Origin of the sequence: Catalinimonas alkaloidigena, from assembly GCF_900100765.1 — a bacterium.
Taxonomy (GTDB): Bacteria; Bacteroidota; Bacteroidia; order Cytophagales; family Flexibacteraceae; genus Mooreia; species Mooreia alkaloidigena.
Window position 1 is genome coordinate 43,950 of sequence record NZ_FNFO01000009.1, and the last position, 18,682, is coordinate 62,631.

Annotated in this window: 19 protein-coding genes; 15 read left to right on the top strand and 4 right to left on the bottom strand. The window is 60.1% G+C overall.

Annotated features, from left to right (window positions below):
* Positions 1 to 15 precede the first annotated feature (15 nt).
* On the bottom strand, positions 16 to 459 hold the full coding sequence (locus BLR44_RS20075) for an Hsp20/alpha crystallin family protein (protein WP_245706121.1): 444 nt from the start codon (positions 457 to 459) through the stop codon (positions 16 to 18).
* 149 nt (positions 460 to 608) lie between these two features.
* Positions 609 to 1,784, bottom strand: coding sequence for a polymer-forming cytoskeletal protein (locus BLR44_RS20080; protein WP_089685454.1), 1,176 nt, complete (start codon positions 1,782 to 1,784; stop codon positions 609 to 611).
* 254 nt (positions 1,785 to 2,038) lie between these two features.
* Between BLR44_RS20080 and BLR44_RS20085 the strand changes: the two genes are divergently transcribed.
* From BLR44_RS20085 to ppsA, 6 genes are all read left to right on the top strand, one after another.
* The gene (locus BLR44_RS20085) at positions 2,039 to 2,686 is read left to right on the top strand and encodes a BON domain-containing protein (RefSeq protein WP_089685456.1); all 648 of its coding nucleotides are present in this window, start codon (positions 2,039 to 2,041) and stop codon (positions 2,684 to 2,686) included.
* 61 nt (positions 2,687 to 2,747) lie between these two features.
* Complete coding sequence (locus BLR44_RS20090) at positions 2,748 to 3,716, top strand: 1-phosphofructokinase family hexose kinase (protein ID WP_089685458.1); 969 nt, start codon at positions 2,748 to 2,750, stop codon at positions 3,714 to 3,716.
* A 29-nt stretch (positions 3,717 to 3,745) separates the two neighbouring features.
* Positions 3,746 to 4,585 (top strand): universal stress protein, encoded by an 840-nt coding sequence (locus BLR44_RS20095; RefSeq protein ID WP_089685460.1) that lies wholly within the window; start codon positions 3,746 to 3,748, stop codon positions 4,583 to 4,585.
* A gap of 38 nt (positions 4,586 to 4,623) precedes the next feature.
* Entirely contained in the window at positions 4,624 to 5,055 is a 432-nt protein-coding gene (locus tag BLR44_RS20100) for an Hsp20/alpha crystallin family protein (RefSeq protein ID WP_089685462.1), read from the top strand.
* A gap of 31 nt (positions 5,056 to 5,086) precedes the next feature.
* Positions 5,087 to 5,473, top strand: coding sequence for a hypothetical protein (locus tag BLR44_RS20105; RefSeq protein WP_143017394.1), 387 nt, complete (start codon positions 5,087 to 5,089; stop codon positions 5,471 to 5,473).
* 50 nt (positions 5,474 to 5,523) lie between these two features.
* The gene (ppsA, locus tag BLR44_RS20110; RefSeq protein WP_089685467.1) at positions 5,524 to 7,914 is read left to right on the top strand and encodes a phosphoenolpyruvate synthase; all 2,391 of its coding nucleotides are present in this window, start codon (positions 5,524 to 5,526) and stop codon (positions 7,912 to 7,914) included.
* 64 nt (positions 7,915 to 7,978) lie between these two features.
* Here ppsA and BLR44_RS20115 read toward each other — a convergent pair whose 3' ends face one another.
* Together BLR44_RS20115 and BLR44_RS20120 are read right to left on the bottom strand one after the other, a co-directional pair.
* Positions 7,979 to 8,725 carry a DUF1641 domain-containing protein gene (locus tag BLR44_RS20115; RefSeq protein WP_089685469.1) on the bottom strand — a complete coding sequence of 249 codons (747 nt, stop codon included), beginning with the start codon at positions 8,723 to 8,725 and terminating at the stop codon, positions 7,979 to 7,981.
* Positions 8,726 to 8,737: 12 nt separating this feature from the next.
* On the bottom strand, positions 8,738 to 9,934 hold the full coding sequence (locus tag BLR44_RS20120; RefSeq protein ID WP_089685472.1) for an NAD(P)/FAD-dependent oxidoreductase: 1,197 nt from the start codon (positions 9,932 to 9,934) through the stop codon (positions 8,738 to 8,740).
* Between the two features lie 140 nt (positions 9,935 to 10,074).
* Between BLR44_RS20120 and BLR44_RS20125 the strand changes: the two genes are divergently transcribed.
* The 9 genes from BLR44_RS20125 to BLR44_RS20165 all read left to right on the top strand — a co-directional run bounded on the left by BLR44_RS20125 (position 10,075) and on the right by BLR44_RS20165 (position 18,587).
* A complete protein-coding gene (locus tag BLR44_RS20125) occupies positions 10,075 to 10,704 on the top strand; it encodes a Crp/Fnr family transcriptional regulator (RefSeq protein ID WP_089685474.1) in 630 nt (209 codons plus the stop codon).
* Positions 10,705 to 10,811: 107 nt separating this feature from the next.
* Entirely contained in the window at positions 10,812 to 11,387 is a 576-nt protein-coding gene (locus tag BLR44_RS20130; RefSeq protein WP_089685476.1) for a YeeE/YedE family protein, read from the top strand.
* Between the two features lie 49 nt (positions 11,388 to 11,436).
* A complete protein-coding gene (locus BLR44_RS20135; RefSeq protein WP_089685477.1) occupies positions 11,437 to 11,850 on the top strand; it encodes a DUF6691 family protein in 414 nt (137 codons plus the stop codon).
* 6 nt (positions 11,851 to 11,856) lie between these two features.
* The gene (locus tag BLR44_RS20140; protein ID WP_245706122.1) at positions 11,857 to 12,936 is read left to right on the top strand and encodes a c-type cytochrome; all 1,080 of its coding nucleotides are present in this window, start codon (positions 11,857 to 11,859) and stop codon (positions 12,934 to 12,936) included.
* Positions 12,914 to 14,278 carry an OprD family outer membrane porin gene (locus BLR44_RS20145; RefSeq protein ID WP_176956139.1) on the top strand — a complete coding sequence of 455 codons (1,365 nt, stop codon included), beginning with the start codon at positions 12,914 to 12,916 and terminating at the stop codon, positions 14,276 to 14,278. Before BLR44_RS20140 ends, BLR44_RS20145 begins: the two co-directional genes overlap by 23 nt.
* 139 nt (positions 14,279 to 14,417) lie before the next feature.
* Complete coding sequence (locus BLR44_RS20150) at positions 14,418 to 15,824, top strand: MBL fold metallo-hydrolase (RefSeq protein ID WP_089685480.1); 1,407 nt, start codon at positions 14,418 to 14,420, stop codon at positions 15,822 to 15,824.
* Positions 15,825 to 15,982: 158 nt separating this feature from the next.
* Complete coding sequence (locus BLR44_RS20155; protein WP_089685482.1) at positions 15,983 to 16,804, top strand: sulfite exporter TauE/SafE family protein; 822 nt, start codon at positions 15,983 to 15,985, stop codon at positions 16,802 to 16,804.
* Positions 16,805 to 16,897: 93 nt separating this feature from the next.
* Positions 16,898 to 18,238 (top strand): MBL fold metallo-hydrolase, encoded by a 1,341-nt coding sequence (locus BLR44_RS20160; protein WP_089685484.1) that lies wholly within the window; start codon positions 16,898 to 16,900, stop codon positions 18,236 to 18,238.
* 34 nt (positions 18,239 to 18,272) lie between these two features.
* A complete protein-coding gene (locus tag BLR44_RS20165; RefSeq protein WP_245706123.1) occupies positions 18,273 to 18,587 on the top strand; it encodes a rhodanese-like domain-containing protein in 315 nt (104 codons plus the stop codon).
* The last annotated feature ends 95 nt before the right edge of the window (positions 18,588 to 18,682 follow it).

Below are 18,682 nucleotides of genomic sequence, written 5' to 3' on the forward strand. Positions count from 1 at the left end.
ACGAACGCAGTACAATCAGTTGATCTTGATCTCCCGGCTTGACAGATGCCGGGCTTTTTCCTGTTTGGGCAAGGACAGGTGCAGGATACCGCCGTCGTAGCGGGCGCGAATCTGCTCCGCATCCACCGAGTCGGGGAGGGTAAACGTCCGGCGGAACGAGCGGTAGTTGAACTCGCGCCGCGTATACGTTTTCGCTTCCTGGCTATGCTCTTCTTTTGTTTCGGCGCTGATGGTCAGCACCCCGCCGTCAATCTGGAGGCGAAAGTCCTTTTTCCGGAGGCCGGGTGCCGCTACCTCCACTTCGAACCGGTCGGCGTGTTCCAGCACGTTTACCGCCGGCATGGAGAAGCGGCGGCCGTTCCCGAAGGGAAAATTCGTCCAACGTTCGTCGTCGAACAGGTCTGCCAGGAGTGCATCGGTTTCCGGCAGCGCAGGGAAGTTGCGGTGTAACAAAGCCATGTGTGGTCCTCATAGAGGGGTTTTGGGTGAAACATGTAAACAAGCCACAACAGCAAGATCGGCAGCCTGACGGAAGAACGGAATGACCTGCGTCATCGGGCGGGGTGATCCTCCTCACACGACATGGGTAGCGTCTGGTAAGTAGCCTTTCAGTGTGAAATAAGCATTCCCTGCTGGCGTCGGGTAGCCAGGTAGGCCGCCCGCAGGTCGATCAGCAGTGCGCCGAACGCAGCCGTAATTACCAGCACGCTCAGCAGAAACCCGACCAGCGGGATGAAGAACAGCCACTGCACCACCACCGTCGCCAGAAGGGCCATCAGCGCCGTGGTGAAAGGGCGCCAGCGGCGTTCGTAACGCTGCCGGAACCCGTGCGCCAGCACCAGCCCGGCGATGGCAGGGCCAAAAATCAAACTGAACAGGTAGGCCGCCAGGGCAAACAGGGATACCGGAATGCCCACGACCGAAGCGGCCAGCAGCGCAATCAGCGGGGGGAGGCCCAGCAAATACAAAAAACCGTAACCCAGGCTTTTGCCGGTTTCGCGGAAGAGCGTTTTGGCGGCCGGTGGCAGAAAACGTTGAAAAATTACCTGCATCAGCAAAATGACCAACAGGGAAGCGAGCAGGTAAAAGACGGCAAACCCGACGAAGCTCCACGTCCGGGTGTCGTCAGGCGCGAGGGTCGGATCAAATTCCCAGCCTTCCAGAGGCGCGGGTTTGATCAGCTCGTTGGTCGCGTAATGCACGGTGCCGTGGGTCTGTGCCGTAGGCTGGACGGAAATGGTTCGTGCCGAAAGGGTAGCATTGCCCCACACGACACCGCCCAGGTCGAGCGACTCGGCCTGTTGTATTTCCAGTCCTTGTTCGATGATGCCCCGCAGGTGGAGCTGCCCACCCGAGGCCACCACCTTGCCCAGCACGTGCCCGTCGAAACGAACCTCACCGGCATAGACCAGCAGATCGCCCAGAATGCGCGCCGTCGGACCCACCACCACGTCGCCACCGAACACCATGACGTCACCCTGGGTAACGCCGTTCAGAATCAGAGTGCCGCCCGCCAGGCGAATGTCGTCGCCGACGTACCCTTCGATCGTCAGCTCTCCGCCGACGGCCATCAGATCCTGCCGGACGGTATCCTGCACCCGTAGGGTTTGCGCTGCTACAATCAGGTCGCCCTCGACGGGCGCTTGCACCCAAACCTGGCTGGCCGTCAGGTAACGATCACCCGGCGAAGGCTCCTGCAGGAGAATCGTTTCGTCGGCCGTCATGGTAGAAGGCTGCGGGGCGGCCAGCAGCCCGCTGAGCAGAAGAAGCAAGAAGGGAGTCATGGGAGAGGGAGGGATAACGTGCAAAGGAAAAGGGAGAGTACAAAGGCATCGCGGACCGTATTCCGCGAGAAGCGACAGGAGCAAATCAGTAAAGGCAGTTTCCAGAGACGGGGCACCTCTACGCAGGCAAAGAACCGGATTTTTGGGCCTGCCTCCGATGATGAGGATCATACCAGCTTGTGATGTAAGTCATTCATAATCAGTGTGCTGATGGCGACTTTTACCCTCGTTCATTCACCCTTCCCTCCAACGCCATGAACACCGACAGTCGCGTACAGCAGGAACTCCTGCAGCGGTTTTGGCAAGCACCCGGCATCAGCACCGCAGGGGTAAGCCTCACGGTCCGCGAGGGCATTGTGACGCTGCGCGGACACGTCGCTGACCTGCGCCAGAAGTGCCGCCTCGAAGACCTTGTGCAGCACCATCCGGGGGTTCGGGCGATGGTCGTCGCGCTGCGGGTGCCGCTGGCCGAAACCCCATTGACCGACGACCAAGACCTGGCGCAACGCGCCGTATCTGAAGTAGCGCCGTACGAGGTGCCGCAGGTGAAAATCAAGGTCGAAGCGGGTCGCATAACCCTGCGCGGCGAAGTACCCGAAAGTGATCTGAAAGAGGAGCTGTTGGCGGCCGTAGCGCGTCTGGCCGGGGTGCGTGGGGTGATCAATCGTCTGGTGGTGCACCCGGTTGTGAGCGCCCCCGACGTCGAAGCCCGAATCCGGGAGGCGTTTGAGCGCAGTGCCCTGCAAGATGCCGACCGGGTTGGAGTGGAAGTGCGCGCCGACAACGTCATTCTGCGGGGGCAAGTCCGCTCCTGGCAGGAACGTCGCGATGCCGCGGCGGCGGCGTGGTCGGTGCCGGGCGTCCTGCACGTAGAAGACCACCTGGTTGTGGTCGAGTGCTGAGCCTCGTACGCCGCCATGCGCGCTACCTTAGATTGTATTTCTGACTTGCTATTACACTGCTATGAAAAAGATTGTGACCCTGACCCTGAATCCGGCGCTCGACAAGAGCGCTACCGTAGCCGAGCTGGTTCCGGAACGTAAACTGCGGTGCGACCGACCTTACTTTAACGCGGGGGGCGGGGGCATCAACGTGGCGCGGGTGGTGCGTCGGCTGGGTGGAGAAGCGCTGAGCTTGTTCCTGAGTGGCGGACCTGCCGGGCAACACCTGGAAGCCCTGCTGGCGCAGGAAAAAGTGCCCTACCAGGCGATTCCGATCCGTGGCTGGACACGCGAAAACCTGACCGTGGTGGTCACCAGCACCCAGCAGCAGTACCGCTTTCTGATGCCCGGCCCGCAGGTGCAGGCCGACGAAGGAACTCAGGTGCTGCACATCCTGCGGAAAGCCCTCACCGGGGCGCACTACCTTGTGGCCAGCGGCAGCCTGCCGCCGGGCCTTTCCCCCGATTTCTACGGAAAGGTGGCCCAGCTGGCGCACGAACAAGGCGTGCGCTTCATTCTGGATACCTCAGGCGAGCCTCTGTTGCACGCCGCCCGGCAGGGCGTCTACCTGTTGAAACCGAACCTGAACGAACTCGCTTCGCTAACCGGCCGCGATAGCATCGACGCCCCCACGCAGGAACGACTGGCCCGGCAGCTGCTGGAACAGAACATGTGCCAGGTGGCCGTGGTATCGCTCGGGCCCCGGGGTGCCATGGTGGTCACTTCCGAAGGCATTGCCTACGTAGCGGCCCCGACGGTAAAACCGCGCGGCACGGTCGGAGCGGGCGACAGCCTGGTCGGGGGCTTGGTGTGGTGCCTGGCGAACGGCGACGCTCTGCTGGACGCAGTGCAATACGGTGTCGCCTGCGGTTCGGCCGCTACCCTGCACGCCGGCACGGAGCTCTGCCGGAAAGAAGACGCCGACCGGCTGTTCCAGTGGGTGCGCACTTCCGCCGTTGCCCAGCCGGCTTCCTCGCCGACGTTTCGCTAAGTCATCTCCCCACCTTAACCCCCACTGCCATGATCTCCCGTATTTTAGTACCGACCGATTTTTCACCTGCTGCGAACAACGCCCTGCGGTATGCCGTCGGGCTGGCCCGGCAACTGGACGCCAGGCTGACGGTACTGACCGTCTACGAAGTGCCCATTCACGTCTATCCGATCTACTCGACGCAGACCGTTATGCTGGAAGAACGCGTGCAAAAGCAGGCGCGTACCGAGGCCATCGACCGGCAACTGATCGAACTGGAAGCCGAATTCCTGGCCCATCAAGCCGTACCGTACGAATTGGCCCGTCAGATCGGACCGATAGAAGAAACGCTGGAAAACGTGGCAACGCATGGCGGGTACGATTTGGTCGTGATGGGTGCGGAAGGTGCTACCGGACTGGCCGCCCTGTTGGGCAGCACTACCACGCACCTGATGCGACGCGTCTCGGTGCCGGTGTTGGCCGTGCCCGCGCAGGCGCGTTATCAGGGCATCAACCGCATGCTGCTGGCCGCCGACTATCAGGAAGACATCGAACTGGAGGCGTACCGACCACTTGTCCGGTTGGCCCAAGCGTGCCAGGCTCACGTCGATGTGCTGTACGTGCTGGGCAAGTACGAGTGGCTCTCGGAGGCCGAAGTCGAGGCGGGGCGTGACCTGAAACAGCTGCTGCAGGCGGTTCCCCACACGTTCCGGATCGAACGCTACAGCGACGTAGAAACGGGCATTCTGACGCATTTGCAAGCGCATCCGGCCGACCTGCTGGCGATGATGCCCCAGCAGCACACGCTCTTTGAGCGGTTGCTGGAAAGGAGCCACACCACACACCTCTGCTTTCGGACCCACGTCCCCCTGTTGACCTTCCGAGCCTGAACAGGCACCGTTTTTCTACACCCCTAACCGTTACAACCATGTTACACACAAATGACACCTTTCACCGCATCGGCGACCGCCTGGGTCACTTGATTGACACAGATCATTTTCTGGGTCGGAGCGCTTTCGACGAACTCCGTTTCTCGTATCCCCCGACCAACTGCACACAGGCCATCAAAGGATACGACCTCGAAGTGGCTTTGCCGGGTTTCCGGAAAGAAGAAATCTCGGTCTCGGTCGAGCAGCACATCCTGAAAGTGCGGGCCCAAAAGCCGGCCGCCGCGGACGAAAAGCCGAACCTGGTTCGCCAGGAAATCGACATGACCTACCAGCAACGCGACTTTGCCCTGCCGACCGGCATTGACGAGGGGCGCATCGAGGCGAGCTATCAGAACGGCCTCCTGCACATTTACCTGCCCAACCTCGAAGCCAGTGCCGCGCCTGCCCACCGGCAGGTTGCCGTTCAGTAAATCCACTTTCCACCCACCTTTCGATACGAACATGACCACTATCCCTAAACCCTTGAGCGTGCTGCACGACGACCACCAGACGTGGACCCGGCAGCTTGATTTCTACCGCGACGAGCTTCAGGTATTGAATAACCGACTCGGCGAAGTGTCCATCCACACCACCCAACAGGACGTGAAAGCCTGGGTCGACCATTTCGAAACCCAGTTGATCATTCAGAACGAGCTGATCGACGAGCTACGACACGCCATCGGAGTACACGAGCACACGCTGGAACGGCAGGCGCAGGAATATCCCGTCGCCAGCGACTACCGGCGTCTGGAAGACCACGCCGAAATGCGGGGCCAGATGCAGGTATTTGTACGGCTGTACGGCGAAATGAAAAACGACCTCAATCGCTTTTTGTCCCGTACGCTTTGAGGCCCGGCCAGTCCCCACCGCAGACGCTTCATCACTTTACTTCTATTGCCATGACACTGATTCGCTATTTCCACGAAATTGACCTGAAGAGCCTGCCGCAGGTGGGCGGAAAAAATGCCTCGCTCGGCGAAATGTACCAGAATCTCTCGGCGGAGGGCATCCAGGTGCCCGACGGATTTGCGACCACCGCCGAGGCGTACCGTCTGTTCCTGGACGAAAACAACCTCCGAACGCCGCTTCGGAAATGCCTCGCGCGCCTGGACCGCAACGATTTTTCCAACCTGACGAAAGTCGGCGAACAGGCGCGGGAGCTCATGCGTCAGGCACATCTCCCTGCGGTGCTCGAACAGGCCCTGCAGGAAGGATACGACTACCTGGCGAACCGCTACGGGCACGGCGTGGCGCTGGCAGTCCGCAGTAGCGCCACAGCCGAAGACCTGCCGGAGGCCAGTTTTGCCGGGCAACAGGAGTCGTTTCTGAACGTGAAGAGCTATCAGGAGCTGCTGGAAAAATGCCACCGGTGTTTCGTTTCGCTCTACACGGACCGCGCCATCAAGTACCGCGAAGACCAGGGATTCGAGCACGAGCCGGTGGCGTTGTCGGTCGGGGTGCAGCTCATGGTGCGATCGGACCAGGGCGCTTCGGGGGTGATTTTTACCCTCGATCCCAACACCGGGTTCGACCGCGTGGTGCTGCTGACGGGCGCCTGGGGCCTGGGCGAGAATGTGGTACAGGGATCGGTCAATCCGGACGAATTCTACGTATTCAAACCGACGCTGCAACAGGGCCGGCCCGCGATTCTGTCGCGTCGCCTTGGTAGCAAGCTACAGACCATGATGACCTGCACCGACGGGAGCAGCGGCATCGTGAACCTGGATACGCCCACCGAAAAGCGCGACCAGTTTGTGCTGAGTGACGACGAGGTCACCTTGCTGGCACGCTGGTCATTGCGCATCGAAAAGCACTACGGCCGCCCGATGGACATTGAGTGGGCTAAAGATGGCTACACCGGCAAATTGTTCATTGTTCAGGCCCGCCCCGAAACGGTACACAGCAGCCAGCGATCCGGCCGGGCCGCTACGCTGTCGACCTACACTCTGCAAGAAAAAGGACCGGTGCTGTGCCAGGGCATTGGCCTGGGCAACCGAATCGCCTCCGGCCGGGCTCGCATTCTGCACAGTCCGTCGGAAGCCCACAAGCTACAGGAAGGCGAGATTCTGGTAACCCCCATGACCAATCCCGACTGGGACCCCATCCTGAAAAAAGCCGCGGGCATTGTCACCAACCAGGGCGGGCGCACCAGCCACGCAGCCATTGTGGCGCGCGAAGTAGGCGCCGTCGCGGTGGTAGGCACTGGCAACGCCACGTCGACCATTCGGGATGGACAGGAGGTGACGCTTTCCTGTGCGGAAGGCGCACGCGGCGTGGTGTACGACGGGAAGCTGGCCTGGGAAGAAAAGGCACTAGACTTGACCGACATTGACTTGCCGCAGACGCAGGTGATGCTGATTCTGGGAGACCCGGATCAGGCCTTCCAACTGGCCCAGTACCCCCACCGGGGCATCGGGCTGATGCGGATGGAGTTCATCATCAACAACGCCATCCAGATTCACCCGATGGCGCTCAAACAGTTTGCGCAGCTTGAAGACGAGGCCGTAAAGGCGCGCATTGAAGCGCTGACGCGTCATTATCCGGACAAGGAAGCCTATTTTGTCGAGAAGCTGGCCGAAGCGGTGGCGACCATTGCGGCGGCGTTCCACCCTCATGACGTCATCGTGCGGATGTCGGATTTCAAGTCCAACGAGTACGCCAACCTGATCGGCGGGCACTTGTTTGAGCCGCAGGAGGCCAACCCGATGCTGGGTTTCCGGGGCGCGTCGCGCTATTACCACCCGCGTTACCAGCCCGGCTTTGAGCTGGAATGCCGCGCCTTGCGGCAGGTGCGGGACGTGATGGGGCTGGAAAACGTCAAGGTGATGATTCCCTTCTGCCGTACGTTTGAAGAGGCACGCCGGGTGATCGACATCATGGCCCAGTGCGGCCTGGAGCGGGGGCAGAACGGTCTGGAGTTGTACATGATGGTGGAGTTGCCCAGCAACGTGATGCAGGCCGAAGCCTTTGCCGCGTATTTCGATGGCTTTTCCATCGGTTCCAACGACCTGACGCAACTCACACTGGGCATCGACCGGGACTCCGATCTACTGAGCGGCCTGTTTCGGGCCAACGATCCCGCCGTCAAAGCCATGATTGCAATGGTGATTGCGTCGGCCCACAAAACCCATACGAAGATCGGCTTGTGCGGGCAGGCCCCCAGCGACGACCCGACGTTCGCGCAGTTCTTGGTAGAAGAAGGCATCGATAGCGTATCGTTCAATCCCGATGCGCTGATCGAAGGCATTCGCAACATCCACCAGGCCGAAAGTACCCGCGTACACGCCTAAACCTAACGAGCCGCCCGGCACCCTCTGCAACGGAGGGAGCCGGGCGGCTCTCTTTGGGTACGTCTTACAACTGTTGCCCTACGTGCTTTCCCAGTTGGGTGACAAACCCCAGAAACTTCTGAAAATCCGGATCGGACAGGGCTTTCAACAGCCCCAGCGGGCCTACACTGCGTGGCGGCGCTTGTTTTGTCTGCCGGTAGGCTGCCGCCAGCATAGCCATAAGTTGTAAACCGTCGTCGGCCAGGGCATGCGGGTCGAGTCCCCGGTCCTGTAACGTCCGGATAGAATCGTCCACCTGATCGACTGCGAAACTCATCAGTTCATCGGCCTGTGCCGTCAGGGCCACCAGGGCTTCGGCTTTTTCCAGCACCAGCGGCGCGGTGGCCTGCACGACCAACGCCTGCAGGCGTTTAAGCCGGTCTTCCAGGTCAATGCCACGGTCGGCCGCCTGATCGGCCCAGGTGTCGGTCAGGTCCACCAGGTGTGCCACCAGCTCAGGCGACTGGTCGGCGACCTGCAGCAGCGTCTGGAGGTGGTGCAGGGTGTGGGAGCGGGTCAGGCGCTCCAGCAACAACAACGCTTGCCGGGTGTTCTCTTCCGGGTCCTGTCCCTGTTCCTGTTGTCGGGCGGCGTACGCATCCAGCAGATCGGTGGCGGTGGCCATCGCATCCGGCACGGGACTCATCACGTGTGCGAGCTGCTGCAACGTCTGCTCCATCGTTTCCAGCTTGGCGAGAATCGTCTCCAGCGTTGCTGCCGACGGTTGGGTCGGTGTGCTGCGTTGGGTCGGGGGCGGTGAGTAGGTGCTCATGGCGTAAGGGGGTTAAGCGGTTCCTTTCAGAATTTTGTTCCAGTACATCCAGGGGAGCACTCGCTTCTTGAGTTGGTACATGCTGAAGCGTTCGCGGGCCTGATCGAACGGAAAGCTTTCCTGCGGCTCGTGGTTGTAGTCAAATTCGGCCAGAATCAGACGGCCGATGCCGGTCACCAGCGGGCACGACCCGTAGCCGTTGTAGGTGGCAGGCAGGGACCGATGCTGTAGTGCCGCCAGCAGGTTTTCGACCACCACCGGGGCTTGCTTGCGGACGGCCGCCCCGGTTTTGGCGTTGGGCGTGTTGGTAGCGTCGCCCAAACCGAACACGTTGTCGTAGTGGCGGTGCCGCAGTGTATGCGGGTCAACGTCGATCCAACCGGCCGCGTCGGCCAGCGGGCTTTCGCGCACAAAGTCCGGCGCGCTTTGCGGCGGGGTGACGTGAATCATGTCGAACGATTTGGTCACTTCGGTAGTATGGCCCTGGCGATCGGTTACCTTAAAAACGACCTTTTTCTGGGGTCCGTCGATGCTGATCAGGTCGTGCCGGAAAAACAGGTGAATTCCGTAACGCGCCACCACCTTTTCGAGGGCCGCCGCGTATTTCTTGACGCCGAACAGCATGCCGCCGGCCGTGCAGAACTCCACGCGGGTCTGTTTCAGGATGCCGCGCCGCTTAAAGTGGTCGCTGGACAGGTACATGACCTTTTGTGGCGCGCCCCCGCATTTGACCGGCGTGCCGGGGCTGGTAAACAGGGCCGTGCCCCCCTTGAAGTTGCGTACGGTCTCCCAGGTGTAGCTGCACTGGTCGACGGCGTAGTTGCTGCACACGCCGTTTTTGCCCAGCGTTTCGGGCAGGCCTTTGATCTGCCCCCAGTTCAGCTGAATGCCCGGGCAAACCACCAGATAATCGTAGGTAAGTATACCGCTGGTGGCCGTTTCGACCTGGTTCTGGTCCGGCACAAACGCCACGGCCCGGTCGCGAATCCACACGGCCCGCTCGGGCATCACCTCGGCTTCGGTCCGGATGGTGTCTTCCAGGGCAAATTCGCCGCCGCCGACCAGCGTCCAGGCAGGTTGGTAATAATGTTTGTCGGAGGGCTCGACGATGGCGAGCGTCAGGTTCGGATCTTTGCGCAGAAGTTGCGCAGCGACCGAAATGCCCGCGTTGCCGCCGCCCACAATAAGAATCTGAAAATGAGTGTCCATGGGTGTATAGGTTTCGGTAGGTGATACTGATGGAACCAAGGTGGGCGATTTGAGAGTACAATACCGTAACTTTTGTCACAGATGACGATGATCCTTCTTCGTATTTCTGTCCACGCAAAAACTAAACGAACCCCATTCGCATGCACGAAAACGTAACGAACATTCTGCACAGCCTTCAATTCGAAGAACGACTGATCGAAGAGATGATGAAGGTAGGACGCCTCAAAAAAGTCAAAGAAGGCGCGTATGTCATTGCCCCCGGTGGCCAGGCCCGCGAAATTCCGATGGTGATCGAAGGCACCCTGAAGGTGATGCGCCAGGCGCCCGACGCCGGCGAGCTGTTTCTCTACTACCTGGAGGGAGGCGAAACCTGTGCCATGTCGATCACCTGCTGCCTGGAGCACAAAAAGAGCGAGTTTAGCGCCATCGCCGAAGAAGACAGCCTCCTGTGGATGATCCCGGTACAGGAGTTGGACGGCTGGATTACCAAGTACGAGTCGTTCCGGAAGTTTGTGTTCCGCTCGTATCAGGCGCGCTTCGACGAACTGTTGCAAGCCATTGACGCGATGGCCTTTCTGAAACTGGACGAGCGGCTGTTCAAGTACCTGCTCGACAAAAAACAGGCGTCCGGTTCTTTCGTCATCCACAAAACCCACGAGCAGATTGCCAACGAACTCAACTCGTCGCGCGTGGTGATTTCCCGCCTGTTGAAACGACTGGAACAGGAAGGGAAAATTGAGCAGCACCGCAACCGCATCGAAGTGCTCTGACGCCTGACGCCCGCCAGGAGTCCTGTCCGCAGGCTGTGTGACCAAGGTTACACTCTTCCGCAAAGAGGCTGCCTACTTTTGATCTCAAATTGAAGCAGTTTATTCGTATGGAGGAGATCGTAGCTTTTTTGAGTCAACCCTGGCCCTGGTATGTGGCCGGACCAGTGATTGCCCTGGTGATGGGGCTCCTGATTTATTTTGGAAATAACCTGGGCGTATCGGCCAATTTCAGAACCATTTGTGCCATGACGGGCGGGGGCAAGAGCTGTAGTTTCTTTGCCTTTGAGTGGCGTCAGCAGGTGTGGAATCTGGTCTTTGCGGCCGGTGCCCTCGGCGGTGGGTTCATCGCACACCAGTACCTGATGCCAGACGCTGCCGTGCACATCAGCGAAGCGACCAAGCACGAGCTGGCCGCGTACGGCATTGCCGACGCCGGGCAAAACCTGCTGCCGCAGTCCATCTACAACTGGGAAACGCTGCTGAGCCTCAAGGGGCTCGTCATCATCGTGTTGGGCGGATTTCTGGTCGGGTTCGGTACGCGCTACGCGGGGGGATGCACTTCGGGGCACGCCATCAGCGGGTTGAGCGATCTGCAACTGCCTTCGCTCATTGCCGTCGCCGGTTTCTTTATCGGAGGCTTGCTGATGACCTATCTGGTGCTGCCGTATCTGCTGGCACTTTGAGTCGGCACGCGGCGCTATTCCCTCACACTCTTTTAGCACAATCAGTATGATGAAATACCTTAAATACCTGGCGGTCGGGCTGTTGTTCGGCATTACCCTGACCAAAGCAGAAATCATTTCCTGGTACCGGATTTACGAAATGTTTCGGTTCCAGTCGTTCCACATGTACGGCGTCATCGGGTCGGCCATCGTGCTGGGCATTGTGTTCACACAGTGGATCAAACGCCGGCAGGTCAAGTCGCTCTACAGCCACCCCATTCACATTGCGCCGAAGCAGTTCAGCGTGCCGCGTTACCTGATCGGCGGGACCATTTTTGGTCTGGGTTGGGCCATGACGGGCGCCTGCCCCGGCCCGATGTTCATCCTGGTCGGCAACGGCTTCGCCGTCATTCTGGTGGCCATTGCGGCTGCCGTTTTGGGGACGTACGTCTACGGCCTGGTGCGCGACAAATTACCCCATTAATGCGCTATGGAAGAGCTGGCAAAAAAAGCCCGGTTGCTGATGGGCATCGTAATGACCCTGGCGGGTGTGGTGGTCGTGTTGTTCGTCACGCTGATCGCCTACCACCTGAATCCGGCGGCCTTTCGTGCCTCGCCCGTAGCTGAAAACGGATCGACTCCGGAAGCATCAGCGCCTGTGGCTACGGTTCCCACGGCGGCAGTATGGCATCCGCGGTCGATAGAAACGGACCTGCCGGCGGGCGAACGGGGCAAACAAATCCGGTACGGCTACCAGCTGATTTCTGAAACGCCCCGGTGGCTCGGTCCCCATGCGGATGAGCCCGCTTTGCGGCTGGCTGGAAACGAATTGGCGTGTAAAAACTGCCACCTGGGAGCCGGTACCAAAGCCGGCGCGATTTCGTTCGTGGGGGTGGCGCAACGCTTTCCGCAGTTTCGCGGACGCGAGGGAAAAATGGGCACGCTGGAAGATCGCATCAACGGGTGCATGGAACGCAGCATGAACGGCCAGGAACTCCCGACGCAGTCGGCAGAGATGCAAGCGATGGTGGCCTACATCCAATGGCTGAGCGAAGACGTGCCCGAAGCAAAGCTAGCCGAATACAAAGGCCTGCCGGCCTTCGAAATTCCGGCCATCAAAGCCGACACGGTGCAGGGCAAGGCGATCTACGAAGCGCAGTGCCAGGCGTGCCATGGTACGCACGGCGAAGGAATTCGCCAGCCGGGCGGCGGGGCCGGCTATCTGTATCCGCCGCTCTGGGGCGCGGATTCGTACAACCACGGAGCCGGGATGCGCCGTGTGCTGACGGCGGCCCCGTTCATCAAAGCCAACATGCCGTTTGGGGTAAGCTGGGAAAATCCGCGCCTGACCGACGAGGAAGCGTTGCACGTGGCGGCCTACATCAACCACTTTGAGCGACCCCACAAAGCCAACACGGCCGAAGACTTTCCGGATAAGAAACTGAAACCGGTTTCTACACCCTATGGTCCCTGGGAGGACCCCTTCCCGGCCGAACAACACCAGTACGGCCCATTCCCGCCCATCGTTGACTATTATCAGAAGACCTTTGCGCTCAAAAAGACCAATTAGCCGGATCGGCCTGGCCCTCTTGTTAGGCGTGATGCTGCCGTGGACCGTGCACGCCCAGTCCGATTCGGTGCAGTCCCGGGGCGACGTCTCCGGGCAGTGGCGGACCTATTTTATGAGCACGCTGAATCAGGGCGACCTAAAGGATTTTGCGGCCCTGGCGACCGGAGGAAAGCTGAAGTACGTGCATCGGTGGGGCACCCATCTGGAAGCGGCGGCGGCTTTCTACACGGCGGTGAACCTGGGCATCAGTGACCCGACCGCCACCGACCCCGCCACCGGAAGGCCCAGCCGCTACGAAGCGGGCTTGTTCAACATGCAGGACCTGTCGCAGCGCGAAGTGGCCTTGCTCGGCGAAGCCTACCTAACGCTACGGTACAACCGCCATGCGCTGACCCTCGGCCGCATGAAGCTGGTCTCGCCGCTGTTCAATCCGCAGGACGGACGCATGATTCCCACGTTGCTCCAGGGCCTTTGGTACGCCCAACGGCCCGACAAAGCCTTGGATCTGGGGGCAGGTGTGTTCACAAAAGTGGCTCCCCGCGGAACGGACCGGTTCTATGGCATCGGCGAAAGCATCGGGGTCTATCCGGCCGGGCGGAACCTGACCGGAGCGCCCAGCGACTACCCGATGCATACGCGGAGTAAGTTCCTGGCCATCGGCCATGCGCACTGGAAGCCGATGCCGCACGGCGAAGTGCACGTCTGGGACTACTGGGCCGACAACGTTTTTCATACGGTGTACCTGGAGCCGGCCTATACCGTCACCCTGGGCGAGCACGCCTGGCAACTGGCAGGGCAGTGGGTGCATCAGGATCGGGTGGGCGAGGGCGGCAATGCCGACCCAGTCCGGCGCTACTTCGCCTCCCGGACGGCCGACGTGTTCGGCGTGCAACTCCAGGTCAAAGGCACCACAACCGTGCGGCTGGGCTACAACCGAATTACCGGTGCCGGGCAGTTCCTGTTTCCGCGCGAATGGGGGCGCGAAGGGCTGTATACATTCCAGAAACGCGAGCGGAGCGAAGGCAACGCTAATGCCGATGCGCTCGTGCTGACCCTGGACCGTACCTGGAAGGGGCAGGCCGGATCGCTACAGGGCATCGTGTCGGCGGGGCACCACTGGCGGGCGTCGGTCACCGAGGCGGCAGCGAACAAATACGCTCAGCCCAGCTACACCCACCTCAACCTTGATCTGTTCTACACCCCGGCCGCACTCCGACGGCTTCAAACCGAGCTGCTCTTGACCTACAAAATCGGGCAGGGGGACATTCCCGAAAATCCGGCTTTTGTGCTGAATAAAGTAGACATGGGGCTGATCAATCTGATCGTGAACTATACGTTTTGAGGAGGCGGTATGCACCGCAGTTCCGTTGACGGAAGTCAGTCTCAGCGATGAGGCAAATCACCACGGTTGGTAACGAGCGTTACAGCCCAACGGGCCTTTTTGGATGTACTTTGAGTCAGTAAATCAACGCATTACTGTCATGAAAGTACAACAATTGTATACCGGATGCCTGGCAGAAGCTGCCTACTATATTTCGTCGGAGGGCGAAGCCGCCATCATCGATCCCTTGCGCGACCCGACCCCGTACCTGGAAATGGCCCGCGCCGACGGGGCCACCATCAAGTACGTTTTAGAGACGCACTTTCACGCGGACTTTGTGTCCGGGCACCTCGACCTGGCGAGGAAAACCGGCGCGCAAATCGTGTATGGCCCTACGGCACTGCCCGATTTTGAGGCGCACGTCGCCACCGACGGCGAGGTGCTGCCGCTGGGCAAAGTCCAGATCAAAGTACTACACACACCCGGCCATACCCTGGAGTCGGTAACGTACCTGTTGCTCGACGAAGCGGGCCGCGAGGTCGCCATCTTTACGGGTGATACCCTCTTCATCGGCGACGTGGGACGCCCCGACCTGGCCGTAAAGACCGACCTGACGCGCGAAGATTTGGCGGGCCACCTCTACGACTCGCTGCGTCATAAAATCATGCCTTTGCCCGACGGCGTTATCGTCTACCCGGGGCACGGGGCGGGTTCGGCCTGCGGCAAGAACATGAGCAAAGAAACCGTCGATACGCTGGGCCATCAGAAACAGGTCAACTACGCGCTGCAGGCCGACCTGTCGCGCCGAGCGTTCATGGCTGCGGTTACGGCCGATCTGGTCGCGCCACCGCAGTACTTTCCGCAAAATGCCATGCTGAACCGCAAAGGATACGACAGCCTGGAGAGCGTGCTGAAGAAAGGCTTGAACGCGCTGGACGTGGCGACCTTTGTGCGGCATCGTGCCCATTACGACACGCTGGTGCTCGACACCCGCAGCAAAGAAGCCTTTGCGCAGGCGCACATTCCCGGTTCCCTCTTTCTGGGCCTCGACGACAACTTCGCCTCCTGGGCGGGGGCGCTGATCCCCGACCTGCAACAACCGCTGGTCTTTATCGCGGACGCAGGACGGGAGGAAGAGGTGGTGACCCGTCTGTCGCGCGTCGGACACGACAATACGCTGGGCTACCTGAAAGGCGGCCTCGTTAGCTGGCAGAACGCCGGCTACGCCACGGATCGCATCGACGAAACAACCGCCGCCGCGTTTGCCCAGCACTACCACGAGGGCATGCAGTTGCTGGACGTCCGCAAGGCAAGCGAATACCAGTCGCAGCACGTGGCCGGGGCAAGGAACGTTCCGCTCGCTTCCATCTTCCAGTCCCTGACGCAACTCGACCCGTCCGCGACCTATTACCTCCACTGCCAGGGCGGGTACCGCTCCATGGTGGCCGCCTCGATCCTCCGAGCCAAATGCTTTGGCCACGTCGTCAACATCACAGGCGGTTTTAACGCGCTGCGACAGACCGCCGTGCCGCTCACGGCCTACCACGAGCCGGTCACGCAGTTATAACTTGCCAATGCACCACCTTCCCGAAGCCTCCGTTGCAGACCGATGCGCGGGGGCTTTTTCGTGAATCGCAGCGCCACGTGTGTAACTTAAGTCACGCCACCCGGCAGGCGCACCCTCTACCTTTGTTGCTATACAAAACGTACTAAATACCTGAACTTATGTCGCTACTTGAGATAACAGGCTACGTCGGGGCGGCGCTGATTGGCATTTCCTTAGGGCTGATCGGCAGCGGAGGTTCCATCCTGACCGTACCGGTGCTGGTGTACCTGATTCACGTCGAGCCGGTGCTGGCCACGGCCTACTCGCTCTTTGTGGTGGGCATCTCGGCACTGGTGGGGGGCATCAATTATGCCCGGAAGCACCTGGTCAGTTACAAAACCGCGCTGGTGTTTATGGTACCCGCCTTCGTGACGGTCTACCTGACGCGCCTGTGGTTGGTGCCCATGCTACCGGCTACGTGGCTCACGATCGGAAGCTTTGCGCTGACCAAGGATGTTGGCATCCTGGTGCTGTTCGCCTTGTTGATGCTATTCGCTTCCGTAGGCATGATCCGCAACGGCAAAAGTGCACAGACCGACACGACAGACGAGGCCCAGCCGCGTTTCAACTTCCCGATGATTTTGCTCGAAGGGGCGGTGGTCGGCGTGCTGACGGGGCTGGTGGGCGCAGGCGGAGGCTTTCTGATCATCCCGGCGCTGGTGTTGCTGGCGCGGTTGCCCATGAAAATGGCCGTCGGTACCTCGCTGTTCATCATCGCCGCGAAATCGCTGATCGGGTTCCTCGGCGACATCCAGGCCGACCAGCCCATCGACTGGGGGTTTCTGCTGGTATTCTCGGCCATTGCGGCCTCCGGCATCTTTCTCGGCGGGTATCTGTCCAACTTCATCAACGGCAAAAAACTCCAGAAAAGCTTTGGGTGGTTTGTGCTGGCGATGGGCCTGTTCATGATCGTCAAGGAACTCTTCCTGCCGGGCGTGTAGTGTAACTCGGGTTACAAACGCACCCCTTCCAAGCCCGTACTTTTGAATAGTCGAATTGATAAAACAGAGTCTTCACTACAAATTCATAGCACCATGAAAATAGAACAGATTTATGATAAAGCCCTGGCACACGGCTCGTATGCCATTGTCAGCGAAGGGCAGGTGGCCCTGGTAGATCCGGGTCGCGACCCGCAGCCCTACCTCGACTTTGCCGAAAAACACCACGGTACCATTGTGGCCGTGTTCGAGACCCACCCGCACGCCGACTTTGCCAGTAGCCACCTGGAGTTTCAGCAACGGTTCGGCGCCACCGTCTACATCAATCCGAAAGTCGGGGTGTCGTACCCCTTCCTTCCGCTGCAACACGGCGACGAAGTGCGCATCGGGAAGGTAACGTTCCGTGCCCTGTTTACACCCGGTCACTCGCCCGACCACAACGCCTACCTGTTGCTCGACGAAGCTGGCAAGCCACATGCGGTCTTCACCGGCGACTCGCTGTTTGTGGGCGACGTCGGACGACCCGATTTGCGCGAAGGCGCAGGCCACGTAAAGGCCAACCGCAAGGAGCTGGCCGGCATGATGTACGACACGGTCAACACCGTGTTTGCTCCCCTGCCCGACGACGTGCTGGTCTATCCGGCCCACGGCGCAGGGTCGCTCTGCGGCAAAAACATGAGCACCGAACTCTACAGCACCATCGGGCAGCAAAAGGAGGAAAACTGGGCGTTCCACGTTAAAGAGAAGCAGGCGTTTGTCGAGAGTTTCCTCGACGGGCAACCGTTCATTCCCAAGTACTTCCCCTACGACGTGGAGCTGAACCGCAAAGGGGCCGATCCGCTGGCCGAGAGCATTGAGCGGGTGCCGCGACTGGCTTCGGCCGAAGCCCTGGAAAAAGGGGTGCTGATTGTCGATACCCGAAATCAGGAGGCGTTCAAGGCGGGGCATCTGAACGGCGCACTCAACATCCAGAACAAAGAAGGCGATAAATTCGAAACGTGGCTGGGCGCGCTCGTAAGCCCGACCGAATCGTTTTACCTCGTTGCCGAAGACGAAGAGGCGCTGGCAGCCGCGATTGTCCGTGCGGCCAAAATCGGCTACGAAAAGCTGATCAAAGGAGCACTCGTCAACCCGGCACAGGCCCCGGTGAAAAGTGACCGCCTGGACCTGAACGAGTTCAAGGCGCATCCGGAGCGCTACACCATCGTGGACATTCGCAACCAGTCGGAAGTCGCGACCGGTAAGATTTTCGATAGCGCCGTGGAGATTCCGCTGCCGGAATTACGCGACCGCAGCGGCGAACTGGCGACCGACAAGCCCATTGTGGTGCACTGTGCCGGGGGGTATCGGTCGGCGGCCGGAGCCAGCATCCTGGAACGCAAGCTGGCCGGAGCCACGGTATACGATTTGAGTGAAGCAGTGAAAGAATTTAAATAAGAAGGGAGGCAATATGTTTGGTTTTAGCAAGCAAGTGAAAAATTTCGAAGATGTAGACGCCGCAACGTTTGAGGCATTGCGTCAGGAGGGAAAGGCCGTGGTGTTGGACGTGCGCACACCGGCCGAGGCACAACAGGGAATGATTCCCGGTGCCAAGCTCCTCAATGTGATGTCGCCTTCGTTTCAGAACGAGGTGCAGCGGTTCGATAAGTCCGTGCCTTACCTGGTGTACTGCCGCAGCGGGAACCGGAGCGCGCAGGCGTGCCAGTGGATGGCCGATCAGGGCTTTCAGAAAGTCTTCAACCTACGCGGGGGCATAGGCGCCTGGCAGCATGCGGTTGGGAAGTAAGTAGAGGAGTTTTTGCCTGCAAAGTGGTTGATGGCCTGGCGGTTCCGTTCGGAATCGTCAGGCTTTTTTGTGTCTGCAGGGGGGGGAGCAAACGA